Consider the following 17,490-nt stretch of genomic DNA (forward strand, 5'->3'; position numbering starts at 1 on the left):
TCACCGCAAATCCATTTGACTTGCTTTTTAACATCTACAAATGTAAACTAAAATTGATTCAACCACCTGGTAGATACTACTGAAAGGAGTCAGTGATGAAAACTGATATTATCCAAGAAAAAAGACGTGATTTTCAAGATGTTTCCGCTGCTGAGTAGGAGGTCATGCGGGTCGTTTGGGCGCAAAAAGAAACCAATTCCCGCACCATCATCGCCTCATTAGAGGATAAAAAAGATTGGAAGGCAGCTACTATTAAGACCCTAATTGGTCGCTTGACCAAGAAAGGCTGGCTTGAAACTAGAAAGAACGGTAAATCATTTATCTACCGTCCAGCTATTGATGAAGACACTGCTTTAGAAAACCAAGCACAGACCCTTTTAAACGGTTGGTGTAATACCGATGCTGACAAGGTGATTTCTGCACTTATTCAAGCTTCTGTATTAGACGATAAGATGAAACATAATATCTTCAATGCCCTAGACCAAGCCACTTACGTTGACCATGTTACTTGTAATTGTGCGCCCGGTCAATGTATCCACCACCCAAACACCCATTAGTGATCTACGATGATACTTGCCAATCAATTGGGGTCCGCCCTGATTTTTCCAGCAATTCATTCGCCTTGGAAAATGGCTTGGTCCCGAAAAAACCACGTGAGGCGGATAAGGGACTCGGGTGCACTGAACTTAAAATATAATGTTTCCGATCGTCGATTAATGTCGCTTTGGCTTTAGCTGAATTCCCCCATAAAATAAAGACAATGGGTTCAGGTGCTTGATTTAAGGCACTAACCGCCGCATCGGTTAAAACTTCCCAGCCTTTGCCTTTATGGGCATTAGCGCTAGAATCTGGCACAGTCAAAACTGCATTCAATAATAAAACACCCTGGTCAGCCCATTCCCTTAAATCTCCATGACTAGCTGGTGGAATGGCTAAATCTGCTTCAAGTTCTTTATAGATATTGCGTAATGATGGTGGGATTTTTACACCTTTATTCACCGAAAAACTCAAGCCCTGCGCTTGACCAGGTTGATGGTAAGGATCTTGTCCTAAGATAACCACCTTCACTTGATTAAATGGCGTGCGCGCAAAAGCTTCATAAATATTGTCTGGGTCCGGGTAAACCGGGCCTTTTTGATAGGCTTCTATGATATAATTTTCAAAATTTTTGAAATCTTCAGATGACAATACAGGCGCTAGTACTTGTGCCCAGTCATTTGGCATCTTCCCTAAACGTGTCATGATACTCTCCCTCGTCTCCTTGATAGTCCAACTTTCATTATATCATGGAAAAAGCCTTTTGTGATTCTTTGCCTAGTCAAATCTCTCGTGAGATTGGGCTGATATCAATTTTCAAACACACCGTTTGACTAGTGAATTTAAATTGACCGTGGTAAACTAAATTTAACTTAATTGAGATAGGAGCTTACAAATGATTGAATTGATTGTTTCAGATATGGATGGCACCCTGTTGGACGAACATATGGATATTCCACAAGCAAATATTGATGCGATTATGCATACATATAATAAAGGGATTCCATTTGTCGTATGTACTGGCCGTAATTTTACCGAAGCTAAAGTTAAATTGGATGAAGCGGGTATCCGTTGCCCGATTATCGGCTTGAACGGCTCAATCCTTTTTGACAGAAATGGAAAAGTAGAATACGAAGTAGATATAGATGACCAAACTGCCCTTGATATCCTGGATAAAGGCTATGAAGCGGGCTTTTATATGGAGGCCATGACCAGTAAAAATGTCTACTCATCTTCGTTAGAGCAACGTATTCTTGCAATTACGGAACTGATTCACGAGATGAATCCGGAAATGTCATTAGAAGAAGCGAGAACGCGCGCAACACAATCGAATGAGGTAACAACTATCGATTATCGTGATGATTTAAGAACTTTGATTACTGAAGAAGGTCAAGCCATTATAAAGATTACATTTGTCGATGCAGACCCTGAAAATACGATTAAACCATTAGCGGCAGAACTAGGCGATAAATATCCTGATACCCATATCACCTCATCATTTAAGTATAATATTGAAATCAACCATGCTGATGGTACTAAGGGTAAGGCTGTTGAAAAATACTGTCAAGACCATGGGTACAACATCAATAATGTCGTGGCAGTTGGGGATAATTTCAATGACGTGTCTATGCTAAAAGCAGCTGGTTATTCGTTCGCAATGGCCAATGCAGAACCGGAAGTGAAATCATACGCTAAATATGAAACAACTAGTAATTACGACGGTGGCGTGGCGAATGCCATTTACCAGTCATTGAAAATGGCTGAAAACGACTGAAATATAGTGACTGTAAAATCACTATATAGTCACCATTCACCCAGACACTAGACTTTATAGGAGTTGGCTTATGAACAAGAACTATTTAAACGACCCAAGAGCCGAACAATTACTGTCATGTAATTGGAGTATCTTGGGAAAGGTTGGAAGAGTTTGACTTTCGTAGCCCGATATTACGGCTATCGTTAAATAACAATTAGGGGGCTTGTGGCTTTGATGTCACGGCCCTCTTCTTCTAGAACCCCCTATCTAATTCCCTCAAGAAATAGTCTTTTATTTATTGGGAAATATTATTTCGGATTTGCTGAAATTACGTTATACTAAGCTTAAGATAAATTTAATTTTAGTTGTTACTTAAGTACATGAAAATCGAAAGGACACAATAGTTATGAAAGAACGAATTGGTTTGATTGATATAGGTTCAAACTCTATTCGCCTTGTTGTCTTTCAAGTCGAAGATAATTTAGCCATGCGAGAAATTCAAAACATTAAAATTCCCGCACGGATTTTTCAATATATTAATGATGATCACGAAATGTCACAGGATGGTATTGACACCCTAGCCCGGATAATTGGCGCCTTTGCAAAAGAAGCGGCTATATTAAAAGCTGACCGCATCTTGCCAAAAGCAACTGCAGCCATCCGACAATCAAAAAATAAAGATGACATCATCAATCAAGTGAAGAAAAAAACTGGTGTCACCATTGAATTAGTGCCTGAAGAAATGGAAGCTTACTACGGATTCTCTGCAATCGTTCACTCTATGAGTGATTCTGACGGTGTATCCATTGATATCGGTGGTGGCTCAACAGAAATCACAGTCTTTAAGGACAAGGAATTGGTTGAAGCCTTCTCTTTCCCATTTGGGGCCGTATCACTACAAGAAAAATTCTTTAACGGGAAAGACTTCAATGATGCTAAAAGCATCAAGGAAACACGTAAATTTGTCCGCCAAGCATTTTCTGAACAACCCTTCTTTGAAAACTTAAACTTACCGATTTTTGCTATTGGTGGTTCTGCGCGTAACGTTGCCCGTGTCCACCAAATGCAGTCAAATTACGGTATGGCTGGTTTACATGGATATATAATGAAGCCAAAGCAAATTGACCATGTCTTTGATACTTTTGTCGACTTGTCAATGAAAGAGATGCTCAAATTAGAAGGTTTGTCTTCTAACCGAGCAGATATTATTGTGCCAGCGACAATCGTCTTCCAAGAATTAATTCAAACCGTTGATTCACCAGTATTTAAATTCTCACAAGAAGGATTGCGTGAGGGTATTGTGTATGAATATTTAGAGGAAAAATACCGGTCTGCCTTCGACATCCATCGAGTGGCTCAAGAAACAGTTGAGCGATTATCTAGTATTTACCAATTTTCAATGCCTGATTCAGCGCAACGAATGGTGATTGCTCGCCAGTTATACGCGGCCTTAAGTGAAGATGGCTATTTGAAATTGAATGATCGTGAATTAGAGTTAATGAATTATGGGGCATATTTGTACAATCTTGGGGAAATGATTGAACCAGGAAATGCATCGCAACATACCTTCTATTTACTTTCTAACTCTAACTTAAATGGGTTCTCGCACCCTGAAAGATTAGCCCTTTCTATTTTAGCTTCATATAAAAATAAAACTTTATTTGACCAATATTTAACAACCTATGGAGAAATGCTAGACGATAAACAAGTGGAAACCCTTCAACACATTGGAGGACTGATCAAGTTTGCTGAATGTCTAAATGATTCTCATAACAATATTGTGAAAAGTATGGATACCGTGATGAAAGGTAATAACCTGATTCTACGTGTCTTCTTCCAAGGAGAATTATTATCCGAAGTCTACCGTTCTGAGGACCAAAAGAAACATGTAGAACGTGCAATCGGCAAAGACATTACCCTAGAGTTTATAAATGCAAATTCATATCGGGCCATTTTATAACAGTTACTAGTCTCTCCGTAGCTTAATGAAAAGGAGAATACAAAAATGACTGAACAAATCAAATACGATCTTGATAATCCTGATTACTATGAAAACCGAGAAGTCTCTTGGTTAAATTTTAACTACCGTGTATTACAAGAAGCTGCTGATGACAGAAACCCTTTATTAGAACGATTAAGCTTTCTAAGTATTGGGACGTCTAACCTAGACGAATTTATGATGGTCCGGGTTGCTGGTTTACAAGATCAATTCCACTTAAATGTGAATGAACTGGATAGTAAAAAGCAATGGACACCTGAACAGCAATTAATCGCCATTGCGGATAAGAACCATGAAAATAACGAATATCAATATGCCCTATACCAAGAATTGAAGAAAGAAGTGGCAAAACACAATATCCGCTTTATCCGTTTCAACGAAGCGCCTATTCGTCGCCAAGAGAAAATGAAAACATTCTTCTTCAATGAAATTTACCCAACGCTTACACCACTTGGTATTGATGCTTATCGTCCTTTTCCAAGCTTAAACAACAAATTAATTCATATTTTTGTGAACTTAAGTCGTGAAGGCGAGCAGCAAGTAGCAATTGTCCCAATTCCACAATTGGTGAACCGTTACTTCCATTACGAAGAAAATGGTCACTACTACTTCATTAATTTGGAAGATATTGTGGCAAACTTTATTGAAACCTTATTTACTGGCTATACTATCGAATCTAGCTTCTTGTTCCGTGTGACCCGTAATGCCGATCTAGACATTCAAGAAGATGGCGCGGACGATTTATTAACAGTCATTGAAGACTACTTAGTCCAACGACGTAACGGTATGGCCGTTCGTATCGAAATTCAACAAGAAGAAAATTATGATCAAGAATATATCCATGCAGACCTTGAATACCTGCTGGAAGAATTGGGTCTATTAGAACGCGACCTATACTTCGTTAACGGCCCACTAGACTTAACCGGTCTAGGGGATGCCATCGATGTTTTGGAAAACTACTTCCCTAACTTACGCTATGAACCATTTAAACCGGTTTACCCGAGCGAATTACAAACCACGAATTTATTCAAATTAGCTGAAAAACGTGATATCTTTTTACACCACCCTTATGATTCTTTCAAACCAGTAGTCGAATTTATCCAAGATGCAGCCAATGACCCTCAGACCCTTGCGATTAAGCAAACTTTATACCGGGTATCGGCGAATTCACCAATTATTTCAGCCCTAAAAACAGCTGCTGAACGTGGTAAACAAGTAACCGTTTTAGTGGAATTGAAAGCTCGTTTCGATGAAGAAAATAATGTCCAATGGGCTAAAATCTTAGAGGAAGCTGGTTGCCATGTAATCTATGGTAAAACTCACCTTAAAACCCACTCTAAAATTGCCATGGTTGTGAAACAAAAGAATGGTCGCGTTTACCGTTACGTCCATCTTGGAACGGGTAACTACAATGATAAGACTGCCCGTTTCTATACTGATATGGGAATTATCACAACCAATGAAGGAATTGCGGAAGATGCAACAGACTTCTTCAACTACCTAAGTGGTTATTCTAACCAACCCGACTACCACTACCTACACGTATCACCTTTTGCGATTCGTGATAACTACATTGAAGATATAGAGGATGAAATTCAAGCCCACAGAGCGAATGGTAATGGTCATATCATTGCCAAAATGAATTCACTAACGTCAAAAGATGTCATCAGAAAATTATACGAAGCGAGTCAAGCTGGTGTGAAAGTCGATCTGATTATCCGTGGTATTTGCTGTCTTGTACCGGGTATCCCTGGTGTATCAGAAAATATCAATGTCATCTCAGTTGTCGGTCGATTCCTAGAACACAGCCGTATTTACTGGTTCAATAATAACGGCGAAGAAAAATTATTCTTATCATCTGCTGATATGATGACCCGTAACATGATCGGCCGTGTAGAAATCGAGTTCCCTATTTTAGATGAACATATTCACGAAGAAATTATGGAAATCTTGAAAGTATACTTAGAAGATAATACCAAAGCGCGTTATAAATTACCTGACTGTACTTACCAATATGTACAAAATGATTTAGCGCCAGTAGACTCACAACAAATCTTCATGCAAAAGGCTTTAAACGAAGGCGAACAAGCCAGAACATCTGCCCCGCGCAGTAAAATGACTTGGTTTGAACGTTTGCAAAATAGACTAAATACAAAATAGTGATGGATTTTAATAATCGATCGCAATAAAAATAGCACCTTTGGATTAAATGTATTTGATTCAAGGGTGCTAATCATGTACCATGGGTATGGTTAGGCGTTTTACGCCACGAATCTTATGGAAGAAAGAGGATCAAGATGTTAACTGTAAATAATGTAAGTGTACAATTTGCAAGTCGTAAATTGTATGATGAAGTAAACTTAAAATTCACACCTGAGAACTGCTACGGCATTATCGGTGCCAACGGAGCGGGTAAATCTACCTTCTTAAAAGTATTATCTGGCGAATTAAGCCCAACAACTGGTAACGTATCAATGGGTGACGACGAACGCCTATCAGTTTTAAGCCAAAATCACTTTGGTTTTGAAGAATACACAGTTTTAGACACTGTTATCATGGGTAACAAACGTCTTTACACAGTTCGTGAAGAAAAAGATGCCCTATACGCTAAAGCTGACTTCTCTGAAGAAGACGGGATTCGCGCTGGTGAATTAGAAGCTGAATTTGCTGAAATGAACGGTTGGGATGCTGAAAATGAAGCATCACAATTATTACGTGGTTTAGGTATTGGCGAGGGCATGCACTACCAAACAATGAGCGAATTAGCTGAGCAAGAAAAAGTAAAAGTCTTACTTGCACAAGCACTATTCGGTGAACCTGACGTCTTACTACTAGATGAGCCGACAAACGGTTTGGATTCAGACACCATCGAATGGTTAGCTGAATATATCATCAACTTCCCGAACACTGTATTAGTTGTTTCCCATGACCGTTACTTCCTAAACAAGGTATGTACCCACATCTGTGACGTAGACTACGGTAAAATTCAACTTTACGTTGGTAACTACGACTTCTGGAAACAATCTTCAGAATTAGCTGCTAAATTACAAGCTGATGCAAATGCGAAAAAAGAAGAGAAAGTGAAAGAGTTACAAGACTTTATCGCCCGCTTCTCTGCCAACGCATCTAAATCAAAACAAGCGACTTCTCGTAAGAAAACATTGGAGAAAATCGAATTGGATGACATCCGTCCTTCAAGCCGTAAATATCCATTTGTTGGATTCGAGCCAGAACGTGAAATTGGTAATGATGTACTAACAGTAGAAAACCTTTCTAAAACAATTGATGGCGTGAAAGTATTAGATAATGTATCATTCATTATCCGTCCAAAAGATAAAGTAGCTTTTGTATCTCGTAACGATATCTCAACTACTGCTTTAATGGAAATCATCACAGGGAATATGGAACCAGACTCAGGTTCATACAAATGGGGTGTCACTACAAGTCAAACTTACCTGGCACGAGATAACTCAGATGAATTTGAAAACAGCCAACAAAGTATCCTTGATTGGTTACGTCAATTCGCCAATGGTCCAGAGGAAGAAGATAACACATTCTTACGTTCATTCTTAGGTCGTATGTTATTCTCTGGTGACGAAGTAAACAAAAACCTAGATGTATTATCGGGTGGGGAACGTGTTCGTTGTATGTTATCTAAGATGATGTTATCTAAAGCCAATGTATTGGTAATGGATGACCCAACAAATCACTTGGACTTGGAATCTATTTCTAGTCTGAATGAGGGCTTAATCAAATTTAAAGAAGTCGTATTATTCACTTCTCATGACCGTGAGTTTATCCAAACAATCGCTAACCGTATCATCCATGTAACACCAAATGGTGTGGTTGACCGTATGGATACTACTTACGAAGAATTTTTAGACAATAAAGATGTGCAAGACCGCATCCAAAAATTATACGCTGAATAAATAGTGTTGTTAAAACACAAACTGATAAAAGCAGACCGATTTCGGTCTGCCTTTTATTCACTTTGGCGATAATTTATGTTTTATATTTTTCAATGACTACTAGGCAAAATAAGTTTAAGGAGGAGAACATTTGAATTTTATCTGGAAATACGTTAAAAAATACCCTGGTAAATTGCTGATCACATTCATTGCTACCATTGGAACGGCAGCAGTAATGATCGGCTTACCTACCCTATTAGCGCAAATGATTGATAATGCCATTATTACCCAGAATATCCCTTTATTATGGCGCTATACATGGATAATGATGGGATTGGTGGTACTATCCCTCATTTCACGGACGATCACCGCTTATACCGTTTCTAATATCGTCAATGACATGGTCATGAACATCCGAAACGACGCCTACAAAAAAATGCAAAACCTATCTCACCATGAGTTTCAAGAGTTGGGTGTGGCATCTTTAACGACCCGTATTTCAACCGATGCCTTTGTGATTTTACAGTTTATGGAGATGACTTTAAAACAAGGTCTAGTATCCCCTATGATGCTAATTTTCTCGATCATCATGATCTTCTCCATTTCACCGGCATTAGGAATCTACGTGATTCCCGTTTCTATTATTATCCTCTTATCTGTAATTTTTATCGCCAAATACACTTTGCCGATTTCTGAAAAACAACAGGCAAGTTTAGATAATATCAACCGGATTCTACGGGAAAACATTACTGGTTTACGTGTAATCCGTGCCTTCAATAATGAGCAATTCCAAGAAGGCCGGTTTAAAGACGTTAACCAATCTTACAAGAAACAATCTGGTAAATTATTCAAAACCATCGCGATTACACCGGCCCTATTCTCTCTATTATTGAATACCGTGATTATTGCGATCCTTTGGTTTGGGGCTGGCTTGATTGAGACTGGTTCTATGCAAGTTGGTATCATGGTTGCCTTTATCGAGTACGTTTTCCACGCATTATTCTCATTATTAATGTTTGCCAACATTTTTATGATGTACCCACGTGCGGCAGTTTCAGCTGGCCGATTACAAGAAGTGATGGATATGCCAATTACAGTTGCTTCACCTGATCCACAAGTGGCTATTACTGAATCTGATGAATTTGGTACCCTAGAATTCCGTGACGTTGACTTTGCTTATCCAGATGCTTCTAAGCCCGTTCTACGGAACATTTCCTTTAAAACAAATCCTGGTGAAACGGTGGCTTTTATTGGGTCAACTGGATCTGGTAAATCAACGATTGTTAAGTTAATCCCACGTTTCTACGACGTGAGTAAGGGTCAGATTTTAATTGACGGGATTGACGTTCGAAACTATGAATTGAATGCTTTACGGTCAAAAATTGGATATACACCGCAAAAAGCCCTACTATTTACTGGGGATATCGCGGAAAACTTACGTTATGGTAAATTCAATGCGGATGATATGGACCTGGACCGAGCGACTAACGTGGCGCAGGCTTCTGAATTTATCAACCGTTTGGAAACCAAATATGCGACTCATTTAGATGAAGGTGGGGCCAACCTATCTGGTGGACAAAAACAACGTTTGTCTATTGCCCGTTCCATTATCGCGAACCGAGAAATTTACATCTTCGATGACTCGTTTTCAGCACTAGACTACAAGACCGATGCTGCAGTGCGCCAAGCCTTAAAAGACGAAACACAGAATGCAACAACTATCATCGTTGCCCAACGTGTAAGTTCCATTATCCATGCTGATCAAATCATAGTCCTAGATGAGGGTGAAGTGGCAGCGCGCGGTACTCATAAAGAATTGCTTAAAACGTCTGAACTTTACTATGAAATTGCATCATCTCAATTAAGTGAGGAGGAATTAAATCGTGGCTAATACAGAAATTGAAAAACGAGAAATTCCAACTAAGGAAATCTTATGCAACCTATGGCGGTATATCAAACCCTATAAAGGCCAATTCTTCTTGGCCATGTTTGCCACTGTTTGGATGAATATTGCCGGTGTTTTAGAACCTATCGTACTTGGTTTAGCTATCACTGAATTAACCAGTAATGTAGTGGATTTGATGAACCAAGTACCTGGTGCAGGTATCAACTATGAATACGTTGGTTACATTGCCCTACTTTACTTTATCCGTGGCTGCTTCTTCTGGTCAGGTCAATACTTAGGTCAGTATTGGCTAACAAACGTGGTACAAAATGCTATTTACGACCTTCGTAACGATGTGGCTAAGAAAGCCAACAACATGCCTGTTTCTTATTTTGACAGCCATCCAACGGGTGATGTCTTATCCCGAATGACCAATGATATTGATTCAATTACCAATGCTTTACAACAGTCCTTTATCCAGTTCGTGAATGCGATTCTTGGGATTTCCTTTGCGGTTATTTCCATGTTCATTATCCAATGGCACCTAGCCTTAATTATTGTGACCACAATTCCATTGTCATTCCTTTTTGCTAAGCTGATTATTAACCAATCGCAATCAGCCTTCCAAAATCAAGCGAATGCCTTGGGGAACTTATTTGGTTATACGCAAGAACAATTATCAGGTTTCACTGAAATCAAGGTTTACAGTCGTCAAGAGGAATCGGTGGCAGAATTCGAACGCCGAAACCAACAATTGCGGGATTACGGTTTTAGAGCCAGCTTCCTATCGTCTCTAATGATGCCGCTACTGAATACAGTAAGTAATTTGGGTTATGTGGCCACTGCGATTGCTGGTGGTTTATATACCCTTGCTGGGAAGTTAACAGTCGGTAATCTACAAGCCTTAGTCCAATACGTGATGCAAATTACCCAACCGATTCAAATGTTGACCCAACTATCTGGTGTCTTACAATCAGCCCTAGCTGCCGCCCACCGTGTCTTCGATTTCTTAGACGAGGAAAATGAAATCCAAGAAGAAGTTACCGGCCACCTACCAGCGAAAGTTACTGGTGCTGTTGAATTCGACCACGTTCGCTTCGGTTATGACCCAGAGAAACCCTTGATGCGAGATATCTCATTCAAAGTTGAGCCTGGTCAAACAGTGGCCATTGTAGGACCAACTGGTGCAGGTAAAACGACTTTAATCAACTTGTTGATGCGTTTCTATGACGTGGATGCTGGTGCGATTAAAATTGATGGTGTACCCACTAAATCAATGACACGCGGGGAATTACGCAAGCACTTTGGTATGGTATTACAAGATGCTTGGTTATACACTGATACTGTCTTAGAAAATATTCGCTTTGGTAAATTGGACGCCAATGACTATGAAGTCCAAGAAGCAGCAGAAGTTGCCAACGTTGACCATTTCATCAACACCCTACCTGGCGGTTATGAAATGGAAATCAATGAAGAAGCCAACAATATTTCATTAGGACAAAAACAATTGATGACCATCGCTCGTGCCGTGATTGCAGATCCAGATATCCTAATCTTGGATGAAGCCACCTCATCAGTAGATACTCGTCTTGAAAAATTGATTCAAGAAGCTATGAATAAGATTATGGAAGGCAGAACGAGCTTCGTAATTGCCCACCGTTTATCAACGATTCGTGACGCTGACTTGATCTTAGTTATGCAACAAGGGAATATCACTGAACATGGTACCCATGATGAATTAATGGCAGCAGACGGCTTCTACGCTGATTTATATAACAGTCAATTCTCAGAAGAAACACCAATGGATGTTTCAATGGGGTATTCTTAATAAACGATATGCATATAATCGTGCAAAATAAAATAGTGTTGGTGGAAAATGCACAATCATTTCCATCAGCACTATTTTTGTGTACAAGAAAATCATTTTGATATGATCTTTTCTAAGACAGATTTGGGAAAAGAATTGCCTACAGGTAGTAAAAAAGGGTGATAACAGTGCTGTTACCGCCCTTTTACAAGAATTACTAGTCAATAGATTTTATTTAAGATTATTGGTTTCTGTGGTTACTTTGATATTGTCTTGGTCTAAATTGTAATTAATAGTTGCGGATGCCAGCTTGTAGAATAGGGCAAAAATCGGCACTGATAGCAGCATACCGGCTAGGCCGAAGAAGGCACCTGAAACGGTTACTGAGAATAGAACCCAAATGCCTGGTAAACCGACTGACCCACCGACAACTCTCGGGTAGATGATATTCCCTTCCACTTGCTGAACTACAATAATGAAAATGATAAACCAAATGGCTTGAACAATATCAACAACAGCGATTAGGAAGAAGCCGACAACCCCACCCATGATGGCCCCATAGATAGGGACTAAGGCCATTGCACCAGTTAGGACCGAGATCGATAAGGTGAATGGGAAGTTGAAAATAGTCATTCCGATAAAGACGAGTACCAGTAAAATAACAGCTTCAGTTACCTGACCAGACACATAATGACCAAAGGTTTGGTTGGCTTCAGCACCTAGGTTAACCGTAAAGTTGGCCCAATGTTTCGGCATTGTTCCGTAAATAATTTTTTTAATCTGTCTGGTTAAGGTTTCCTTTTTAAAGAGAATCGACGTACCAAAGATAATGGCTACAAACGCATTAAAGACACCATTCACAAGGTTCCCAACAAGACTAAATGTGGTATCCAAAATACCTGATGTAAAGGATTGAACGATTGAGAATAATTGGTCTCTCAATTGGTTGGTGTCCACATTCAATTGATTTACAGTTTCTAGTATTTGCGGATTATCTGCAATATACTGGTTAATTTTGTTATAAAGTAAATTGATTTCTGCTGGTACTTGGCTAATAAATGATCCTAATGTTTCCTGTAAATCCGGTACCACTAGGAAGATAATAAAGGCAATCACCCCAGCGATGATTAGGTAGCCGAATAAGATGCCAACAATTCTGTACCAAGTGTAATATTTCCCAACTAACTTAGTCATATGTTTTTCGAAGAACTTCAATGGTAAGTTCAGGATAAAGGCCAATGCTACACCTAATAAGAATGGCAAGGTGACAGTAATAATTGAATCAAATATCCCTTTGATAGTCTCGAAATTATTGATTGCCCAGTAACCGACAATCACAACAAACAACAAACTGATAATTCTTCGCCATGTAAATTTCTTCTTCACTAGTCGCCTTCTTTCTAATATTTCTTGATCCACAATTCATTAATGTAGTGGTCTTTTTCTTTATGAATCACGATATTTGCGCGGTTTCGTGTTGGTAAAATATATTCCTTCAAGTTAATCAAGTTGATATTATTCCAGGTATGCTCTGCTCTCTCCATGGCCTTTTCATGGGTCACTTGGGTAAATTGATAGTAGAAGTCATCCGGGTGGTCAACAGCCTGGTCAACTAAGAGGTTGAATCGTTGGTAGAACCATTCTTCGATCTGCTTTTCATCTGCATCGACGTAGACGGACAGATCCCAGAAGTCACTCATATACACCGTATTATTCTCTGTCGTTTGTAGGACATTAATCCCTTCAACAATTAGGATTTGAGGGTTGCGCAATACATTCTCCTCGTCCTCTACAATATCATAAACGGAGTGGGAATATTTTGGATAATAAATTTCACTTTTATTGCTTTTCACGTCTGTTAAGAAAGTTTCCAAGGCCTCCATGTTATAAGATTCTGGAAACCCTTTACGGTCCATTAACCCATTTTTTTCAAGCACTGCATTTGGGTATAAGAACCCGTCTGTAGTCACTAATTCGACGTTTAAATTAGGATAGGCTTGCGCTAAAAAGAGCTTCAGCAATCGAGCTGTTGTACTTTTACCAACTGCTACCCCACCGGCAATGCCAATAATAAAGGGCGGGATTTCTCCAGTGATGCCGAAGAAATTAGCCCGTTTTCTTTCTAGGATCTTATAATTTTCACGGTAAATGGCAATCAACTGGGTTAAAGGTTTGTATACTTCGTTTGCATCTTTTAAAGATAGGGAATCGTTTAAAGATGTTAGCCGGTCCAATTGTTCATTGGTCAGCTTGATTTCAAAGTCTTCATTTAAGTCTTTTAAGTATTGATTCCATTCCATTCGTTCAATAATATAATAATCTCTATTTACTTGCATACTTACTCCAAACTAGCCGGTTATTTTACCTGCCATGTGATCTTTGCTAAACAGTGGGCGTTATCTTCACCATCGATGACATGTTGCGTGTTGAAAGTATCATCCGATTTCAAGTCTTCAGCTAATGTTGATAAGTCAGAATGCACGGCACCTTCTTGATGCAAGTACATTTCCTTTTCATAGGCAATGGTGAAGCTGGTTGGTGTATATTTTTCAAACCATTCCATGCCTAGTGAATTGGTAATCCACCGTAAGTAGATGGTGTTGTTTACATGGTTATTGATATCGATATCTAAAAATTTCACTTCAAAGCGGTCAACTTTTGATTCATGTGCTACTTCTTTACTTAATCGTTTACGGCGACTCGGTTTTTCTTCTTTTTCAACTTGATACCATTCAGCAACGATTTCTGGAATTCGGACGATTGACCGTTGATTCAAATCGATTAAGGCGAATGTTGTCTCTGCTTGGGCCAAAACTAGACCGTCACTTGTTTTCAAGGCGTAATGACGCTTGCTGAAAAACTTGTTGTAAGTTGTTGCCTCAGTTTCTGCAATGATATCTTCGTTGTAACGTGGTAAACGATTGATATCTATTTGATTTTGTGTGATGATCCAAGCCCAACCCTCTTGGCGAAAACCTTCTTTCGCTTCTGGAATCGTCGCTTCTTGATTATTAGATGCAATCAACATGATATCCAAGATGGCAGGAAGTGTCATCTCACCTAATGCATTACAATGGTAGTGACGCACTTTGACTGATTCTTGATATAATAAACCCATTTTTTTACCTCCTTGATAGTGTCGAATGTTGATCATTCAATGGACTATCTTCTTAATAACATATCACTCATTATACGGATATTTGACACTTTTAGATATCAAAAAAGCCTTCACCAGGCTTCCTTGACCCACACGCTTATGAAGGGATTTGTAATTGCCCATAACTACTGTAGAAATGCTTATAAGCTAAGTATACGGCGATCATGGATGTGATTGCAGAAGTCGCAATCATCATAAAATAAATCAAAATCTGATACATAATTGCACTCAAGGGTACCGCACCTGCTAGCATCATCCCAGTCATCATACCTGGCAACAAGACCAAACCGACAGTTCTCGCTGTATCGATAGTAGGTTGCATTGCCCCTCTAATCGCTTCTCTGACAATACCTGTAGAAGCTAATTTAATAGACGCACCTAGGGCCAACTGTTCATTGACTTCTTGTTGTGATTTGACGAATTCATTATTCAAATTTCTGAAAGCCAATCCGATAACTGACATGGCATTTCCCACTAACATCCCTGTGATTGGGATGATTTGCGCTGGTACGAATTGAATAGAGCCTGAAACCACTAACACGAGGATTGACGTCACTACCCCACCAATAATGGCAATTAAAGATATTTTGAAGGCATTTGGAATCTTATTGGCTCGTTTTTCTGCATTATAAGCCGCGTTTACAATCATAAAAATCATTATGATGGCCGTTACGATAACTGAATCGATTTGAAAAATGTATGTCAGCACGTAACCGATGATGACCAATTGAACAACCATTCGAAGCATTGCCCATAAAATATCCTTTTCAAGCCCCAATTTCTCTTTATTAGAAATCAAGACCGCGATAATCACTAGAATAAACGAAAAAGCTAAAGTTGTTGGGGTTGTTGTTAATGCATTAGTCATTTAGACCACGCTCCTCAATTATCATTTCTTGGTTGGCAATATGGAAGACCCGGTTTGGTTGGATAGACGCATCTTGAAGGTGGCTAATCCATAGAATGGTGACTCCATATTTTTCTTTATAGTCCAGTAAAATCTGCCATACCAATTCGCGATTGCCCTCGTCTAATGATGAAGTAATTTCATCTAGTAAGAGGACTTTAGGTGGAAAGATCAGGTGTCTGATTAAACCAATCCGCTGTTTTTCCCCGCCAGAGATTTTTTGAATCGATTTGTCGAGTGCAATATGGCTTAAGCCGAAAGCTTTCATATAAGACAATACAAGATTTTCGTCAAAGTCTTGATTGCGGGCTTCATAAACCAATTCAAAGTTATCACGGATGGTTTCCCCGAATAATAGTGGATTTTGGGCCACATATGAAATGTTTTGCCGGTATGTTTGATAAGCCACTTCTTCTAATGGTTGGTCTAAGTAATTAATTTCACCTGAATTTCTCGGAATAAGGCTTGCAATTAAACGCAGCAAGGTACTTTTTCCGCTTCCTGACGGTCCTTCGACACGGATCATTTCATTTGCATATATAGAAAAAGAAACATCTTTTAAGAGGGGCTGGTCGCCTGGTTGAAAGGTCACTTGATTAAATGTTACGATAGCTTGCATGTTGATAATCCTCCCTTGACTTGCATGAACATTTTATCATATTCACAAGTGGTATCCAACGATTCCTCGGTTAATCTTTGAATCATTTAAAGAAAATGCTGATATCCCCATCAAAAACAGCAAAAAATTGCTTTCAAAAAACAATACGTTATAATGACACTATCAGGTTTCAAGATTAATGGAGGCGACTATAGATGAAACTAACGATTACACCAGCAGCACAAGCATACTTCAAAAATGACATGGGATTGTCCTCGGGAAGCCAAGTCGGATTTCATAGCCGCGTCTACGGTAAAACAGCTGTACATGAAGGATTTTCAGTTGGCTTATCCATAGAATCGCCAGGTGGTGCCCTCTTAATTGACGAAACGATTGACGGTATCCAATACTATATTACGGAAAATGATGACTGGTTCTTCAATGGCTACGACTTTGAAGTCGACTTTTCTCCCGAAGAAGAAAATTTTATTTACCGTTTTATTGAACAATAAGCGATTTTCTTATACTATATAAGTAGTAAATGACAAAAATTTACATATCTATCATATCTAGGCACATGACCCTAAAGCAGAAAAAGGAGTGTTTCTACATGAATCCGATTAAAAATTTATTTCTAGCAGCAGTAGGTGGCACACGATTAACCTATGAGAAGGCCGATGAAGTGTTAAAAAGTCTCATTGAAAAAGGTCAAATTTCTGTAGCTGAAGGTAAGTCATTAAGTGAAGATATTCAACGGGTAGCTAAAGGCCATGCAGAAGGTTCAAACGCTTTTGATCCTTTAGATCAAACCTTGTCTGAACGCATCTTAGCCCTACAAACACAAGTCGAAAACTTAACCCAAGAAGTCCAATCATTAAAAGGGTCAAATAATGAATCTGCGGATGAAGATGCCACAGAAGACGTCATTCAATAATT

The 17,490-nt window shown here is 39.1% G+C and carries 14 protein-coding genes and 1 pseudogene; 9 read left to right on the forward strand and 6 right to left on the reverse strand.

Annotation, left to right across the window (positions count from 1 at the left end; all coding sequences use genetic code 11):
• Nucleotides 1-164 precede the first annotated feature (164 nt).
• On the forward strand, nucleotides 165-557 hold the full coding sequence (locus tag A6J77_RS00205) for a BlaI/MecI/CopY family transcriptional regulator (RefSeq protein ID WP_227645084.1): 393 nt from the start codon (nucleotides 165-167) through the stop codon (nucleotides 555-557).
• Nucleotides 558-561: 4 nt separating this feature from the next.
• Here the strand turns inward: A6J77_RS00205 and A6J77_RS00210 are convergent, their stop codons facing one another.
• Complete coding sequence (locus tag A6J77_RS00210) at nucleotides 562-1,242, reverse strand: uracil-DNA glycosylase (protein ID WP_083067548.1); 681 nt, start codon at nucleotides 1,240-1,242, stop codon at nucleotides 562-564.
• A gap of 190 nt (nucleotides 1,243-1,432) precedes the next feature.
• Here A6J77_RS00210 and A6J77_RS00215 point away from each other — a divergent pair, with 190 nt between their 5' ends.
• The 6 genes and pseudogenes from A6J77_RS00215 to A6J77_RS00240 all read left to right on the forward strand — a co-directional run bounded on the left by A6J77_RS00215 (nucleotide 1,433) and on the right by A6J77_RS00240 (nucleotide 11,913).
• Complete coding sequence (locus tag A6J77_RS00215) at nucleotides 1,433-2,311, forward strand: Cof-type HAD-IIB family hydrolase (RefSeq protein ID WP_083067549.1); 879 nt, start codon at nucleotides 1,433-1,435, stop codon at nucleotides 2,309-2,311.
• Between the two features lie 388 nt (nucleotides 2,312-2,699).
• The gene (locus A6J77_RS00220; RefSeq protein WP_083067550.1) at nucleotides 2,700-4,253 is read left to right on the forward strand and encodes a Ppx/GppA family phosphatase; all 1,554 of its coding nucleotides are present in this window, start codon (nucleotides 2,700-2,702) and stop codon (nucleotides 4,251-4,253) included.
• Between the two features lie 42 nt (nucleotides 4,254-4,295).
• A pseudogene (locus tag A6J77_RS00225) lies at nucleotides 4,296-6,452 on the forward strand (RNA degradosome polyphosphate kinase); the annotation flags it as partial.
• A 137-nt stretch (nucleotides 6,453-6,589) separates the two neighbouring features.
• The gene (locus tag A6J77_RS00230) at nucleotides 6,590-8,221 is read left to right on the forward strand and encodes an ABC-F family ATP-binding cassette domain-containing protein (RefSeq protein WP_083067552.1); all 1,632 of its coding nucleotides are present in this window, start codon (nucleotides 6,590-6,592) and stop codon (nucleotides 8,219-8,221) included.
• 130 nt (nucleotides 8,222-8,351) lie between these two features.
• Nucleotides 8,352-10,091 (forward strand): ABC transporter ATP-binding protein, encoded by a 1,740-nt coding sequence (locus A6J77_RS00235; protein WP_083067553.1) that lies wholly within the window; start codon nucleotides 8,352-8,354, stop codon nucleotides 10,089-10,091.
• Nucleotides 10,084-11,913 carry an ABC transporter ATP-binding protein gene (locus tag A6J77_RS00240; protein ID WP_083067554.1) on the forward strand — a complete coding sequence of 610 codons (1,830 nt, stop codon included), beginning with the start codon at nucleotides 10,084-10,086 and terminating at the stop codon, nucleotides 11,911-11,913. The genes A6J77_RS00235 and A6J77_RS00240 overlap by 8 nt, the downstream gene beginning before the upstream one ends.
• Before the next feature lie 210 nt (nucleotides 11,914-12,123).
• On the opposite strand, the gene A6J77_RS00245 is transcribed toward A6J77_RS00240, so the two are convergent.
• The 5 genes from A6J77_RS00245 to A6J77_RS00265 all read right to left on the reverse strand — a co-directional run bounded on the left by A6J77_RS00245 (nucleotide 12,124) and on the right by A6J77_RS00265 (nucleotide 16,575).
• Nucleotides 12,124-13,278 carry an AI-2E family transporter gene (locus A6J77_RS00245; protein ID WP_083067555.1) on the reverse strand — a complete coding sequence of 385 codons (1,155 nt, stop codon included), beginning with the start codon at nucleotides 13,276-13,278 and terminating at the stop codon, nucleotides 12,124-12,126.
• Nucleotides 13,279-13,292: 14 nt separating this feature from the next.
• Entirely contained in the window at nucleotides 13,293-14,228 is a 936-nt protein-coding gene (coaA, locus tag A6J77_RS00250; RefSeq protein ID WP_083067556.1) for a type I pantothenate kinase, read from the reverse strand.
• Between the two features lie 20 nt (nucleotides 14,229-14,248).
• The gene (locus A6J77_RS00255; RefSeq protein WP_227645085.1) at nucleotides 14,249-15,010 is read right to left on the reverse strand and encodes an acyl-[acyl-carrier-protein] thioesterase; all 762 of its coding nucleotides are present in this window, start codon (nucleotides 15,008-15,010) and stop codon (nucleotides 14,249-14,251) included.
• A gap of 136 nt (nucleotides 15,011-15,146) precedes the next feature.
• Nucleotides 15,147-15,917 (reverse strand): ABC transporter permease, encoded by a 771-nt coding sequence (locus A6J77_RS00260; protein WP_083067558.1) that lies wholly within the window; start codon nucleotides 15,915-15,917, stop codon nucleotides 15,147-15,149.
• Entirely contained in the window at nucleotides 15,910-16,575 is a 666-nt protein-coding gene (locus A6J77_RS00265; protein ID WP_083067559.1) for an ATP-binding cassette domain-containing protein, read from the reverse strand. The genes A6J77_RS00260 and A6J77_RS00265 overlap by 8 nt, the downstream gene beginning before the upstream one ends.
• A gap of 194 nt (nucleotides 16,576-16,769) precedes the next feature.
• On the opposite strand from A6J77_RS00265, the gene A6J77_RS00270 reads away from it, so the two are divergent.
• Nucleotides 16,770-17,066, forward strand: a complete 297-nt coding sequence (locus tag A6J77_RS00270) for a HesB/YadR/YfhF family protein (RefSeq protein ID WP_083067560.1) — start codon at nucleotides 16,770-16,772, stop codon at nucleotides 17,064-17,066.
• Nucleotides 17,067-17,164: 98 nt separating this feature from the next.
• Entirely contained in the window at nucleotides 17,165-17,488 is a 324-nt protein-coding gene (locus A6J77_RS00275) for a hypothetical protein (RefSeq protein ID WP_083067561.1), read from the forward strand.
• The last annotated feature ends 2 nt before the right edge of the window (nucleotides 17,489-17,490 follow it).

Origin of the sequence: Aerococcus viridans (assembly GCF_002083135.2) — a bacterium.
GTDB lineage: Bacteria > Bacillota > Bacilli > Lactobacillales > Aerococcaceae > Aerococcus > Aerococcus viridans_C.

Bases quoted from the DNA above. Each gene is read 5' to 3' on its own strand.
- A6J77_RS00205 (WP_227645084.1), top strand. From the start codon at position 165: ATGCGGGTCGTTTGGGCGCAAAAAGAAACCAATTCCCGCACCATCATC.
- A6J77_RS00210 (WP_083067548.1), bottom strand. From the start codon at position 1,242: ATGACACGTTTAGGGAAGATGCCAAATGACTGGGCACAAGTACTAGCG.
- A6J77_RS00215 (WP_083067549.1), top strand. From the start codon at position 1,433: ATGATTGAATTGATTGTTTCAGATATGGATGGCACCCTGTTGGACGAA.
- A6J77_RS00220 (WP_083067550.1), top strand. From the start codon at position 2,700: ATGAAAGAACGAATTGGTTTGATTGATATAGGTTCAAACTCTATTCGC.
- A6J77_RS00230 (WP_083067552.1), top strand. From the start codon at position 6,590: ATGTTAACTGTAAATAATGTAAGTGTACAATTTGCAAGTCGTAAATTG.
- coaA (WP_083067556.1), bottom strand. From the start codon at position 14,228: ATGCAAGTAAATAGAGATTATTATATTATTGAACGAATGGAATGGAAT.
- A6J77_RS00255 (WP_227645085.1), bottom strand. From the start codon at position 15,010: ATGGGTTTATTATATCAAGAATCAGTCAAAGTGCGTCACTACCATTGT.
- A6J77_RS00260 (WP_083067558.1), bottom strand. From the start codon at position 15,917: ATGACTAATGCATTAACAACAACCCCAACAACTTTAGCTTTTTCGTTT.
- A6J77_RS00265 (WP_083067559.1), bottom strand. From the start codon at position 16,575: ATGCAAGCTATCGTAACATTTAATCAAGTGACCTTTCAACCAGGCGAC.
- A6J77_RS00270 (WP_083067560.1), top strand. From the start codon at position 16,770: ATGAAACTAACGATTACACCAGCAGCACAAGCATACTTCAAAAATGAC.
- A6J77_RS00275 (WP_083067561.1), top strand. From the start codon at position 17,165: ATGAATCCGATTAAAAATTTATTTCTAGCAGCAGTAGGTGGCACACGA.